Below are 2,407 nucleotides of genomic sequence, written 5' to 3'. Positions count from 1 at the left end.
ACTCCCCAGCAGTTTACGGATGTGGTGGCGATTTCGCAAATGACTCCGGGGCCGATTGGTATCAATAGTGCTACTTAATGGAAAATCAATATCGTACCCCCATACAAGAAGATGGCTCATTTTCATTCCGCTTTCCAGTTTATGCAAAATTAAGAGAAGTTTCCATTCGCAATTATGCGGAACATTTGTATATCCACCCGGGAGATAGCATACATGTGGAAATAGACTTCAAAGATCTTTTTCATCCCAAAGTAACAGGTGATGCAGAAAAACTGAATCAAGAAATACTGGCATTTACAGAAAGCGCCTACTATTACATACAGAATTATAGTATAAACCCGAATTTGAATATTAAGGATTTTGAGGCTGAATTAAAGAAGGAATATGACTTTCGTTTGGAGCGAAGAAACGAGTATCTGACGAAGTATAAGCCAATGGAAGATGTTACGTTATTTACTGAAGAGTTACTGAAACAGGATTATTATTACGCTTTGTTATCCTATGGTAACCAATGCCAGTTTAAAACGAGAAAAGAAATGGATCGGTATCATAAACTTCTGCCTGCAATCAATAAACTTTATAATAAAGGGATTCTTTCGGCACGTTTATATGATATTGCCGATGAAGTAGAACGCTATATAGCTTATGGGATAACTTACAAAGATAAAAAAAATCCATCTGTAGAAGAGATTATGTCGGCAGTAGGAGAGAATGAACTGAACCAGTATATATATACCAAAATGGCAGTTGGCTCTTTGAATGCAAATGATACACTTGCTTTAACAACGAGGCATACACAGTTTGATTCGATCGTAAAAATGCCGCATTTGCGTGCACAAGTGATGCAGATATATAATCAGACTAAATCTTACCTGGAAAATCCGCAACCAGTTTCCAACAATTTATTATATGGTGAGTTTCACGAAAACTCAAAGCTAAAAACATCTATGCCTTACATGGAACCCATCTATAATATACTTGAGAAGAATCACGGAAAAGTAATCTATTTCGATTTTTGGGCTAGGTGGTGTCCACCATGCCTGGCAGAAATGGAACCTTTGAAACAATTGCGGAGTAAGTATTCCACCAAAGACCTGGTCATATATTCCATATGTGTAAGTGAACCCAAGGAAGAATGGGAAGAGTGCCTGAATGAGTATTCATTGAAAAACCGGGAAATTGAATGTATTTATGCATCTGATTATTTGGGAAAAGAGAACTTACAGAAAATTCGCAAACAATGGAAAATAGATAGAATGCCCTATTATTTGTTGATTAATAGAAAAGGGCAAATTGTAGATTTCGGAACTACAGCACGCCCCAGCAATCCGCAATTAGTATCTCGAATTGAAGAGGCTGTGAAGGACAGCAAGTAACAAAAAAGACAAGGCTAATATCAACCTTGTCTTTTTTGTAGCTCCCTCATCAATTCATCTACAATATATGCATCGCTCATGAGATATAGATCTCCAAGTCGGTGGACAATGCGCTGGTAGCTTTCGCTATTATAAAATATATCAAGTGCCTGTAGACTGGAAATATGCAGACGGGTAGCAAGAAGTTCTACAATGCTGTAATATTTGCCTTGCATTACAATATCTGCATTGGGGATTTCTTTTGAGAGAGATGGGATAGGTAAAAGTATAGCATCCACAAAATGTAAGTGTTCGTCAACTACTTTTTGGTTCGTAATACAAATTTGATTATTAGGCTCTTGATGAATCAAACGTGACAATGCTTCTTCACGAGTGTAATCACCACGCATATAAAGGTCAATAGTACGTATCACACGGTCATCTGCTATACCGCCTTCTATTATGTCATAATCCTGCCATATAACATTCCCTTGTCGACATGCTACAACAAAATCCAGCCAATGTGCATCGTAAGTGGTAAAGTGCAAATAATGAAAAGAAGAGTTACGGCAGGCATCTATATCCAATGAATAAATATTGAGCCATACACTTTTTTCATGGCGAATATCAGCTGTGCGAAGAGCCCAACGAATAGCCTGATCCTTTAAATCAGTAAGATAAAAGCCCACTCCGAAATCAAGATTTGGTCGGCATACTCCAGCTAATGGTTGTTCTACACGGTAAGTAGAACCATGATAAACAGTTAACATGACTTATCTCCTTTTTGCTGTGTCGAAATTTGAAAAGGACGATAATCTTTCGGTAACCATTGTGGATCACGATGATAGATATATTCTAATAAAGAATCTACTATGTAGGCTTTGCCTTGGGTATGCAAAGTATCATAAAAAGCATTTATATAGCCGTCTATAGCACCTAATTCTTTTAGTTTATTATATACATCCGCACTATAACATCCTAACCGTTCGGCTGTATTCTCTATACAATAGATAATAAACTCTAATTGTTTTTCTTTAAGGGTCATATTATTT

At 37.0% G+C, this 2,407-nt stretch carries 2 protein-coding genes and 2 pseudogenes; 2 read left to right on the top strand and 2 right to left on the bottom strand.

What is annotated here, in order from left to right; all coding sequences use genetic code 11:
- Both KFO40_RS25480 and KFO40_RS25475 read left to right on the top strand, forming a co-directional pair.
- Nucleotides 1–75, top strand: a pseudogene (locus KFO40_RS25480) (chromate transporter); the annotation flags it as partial.
- A 2-nt stretch (nt 76–77) separates the two neighbouring features.
- A pseudogene (locus KFO40_RS25475) lies at nt 78–1,376 on the top strand (TlpA family protein disulfide reductase); the annotation flags it as partial.
- Nucleotides 1,377–1,396: 20 nt separating this feature from the next.
- Here KFO40_RS25475 and KFO40_RS25470 read toward each other — a convergent pair.
- Nucleotides 1,397–2,125: a DUF3990 domain-containing protein gene (locus KFO40_RS25470; protein WP_211146937.1), complete on the bottom strand. Its 729-nt coding sequence runs from the start codon at nt 2,123–2,125 to the stop codon at nt 1,397–1,399.
- Nucleotides 2,119–2,400 (bottom strand): DUF3791 domain-containing protein, encoded by a 282-nt coding sequence (locus KFO40_RS25465; protein WP_211146938.1) that lies wholly within the window; start codon nt 2,398–2,400, stop codon nt 2,119–2,121. The genes KFO40_RS25470 and KFO40_RS25465 overlap by 7 nt, the downstream gene beginning before the upstream one ends.
- Nucleotides 2,401–2,407: the final 7 nt, after the last annotated feature.

The sequence above is a fragment of the Bacteroides sp. 1001302B_160321_D4 genome (genome assembly GCF_015667765.1).
GTDB lineage: Bacteria > Bacteroidota > Bacteroidia > Bacteroidales > Bacteroidaceae > Bacteroides > Bacteroides xylanisolvens.
Note: the sequence above shows the minus strand (reverse complement) of the source record. Positions and strands in the feature narration are given on the sequence as shown.

Coding starts and splice junctions, on each gene's coding strand:
- KFO40_RS25470 (WP_211146937.1), bottom strand. CDS start 2,125: ATGTTAACTGTTTATCATGGTTCTACTTACCGTGTAGAACAACCATTA.
- KFO40_RS25465 (WP_211146938.1), bottom strand. CDS start 2,400: ATGACCCTTAAAGAAAAACAATTAGAGTTTATTATCTATTGTATAGAG.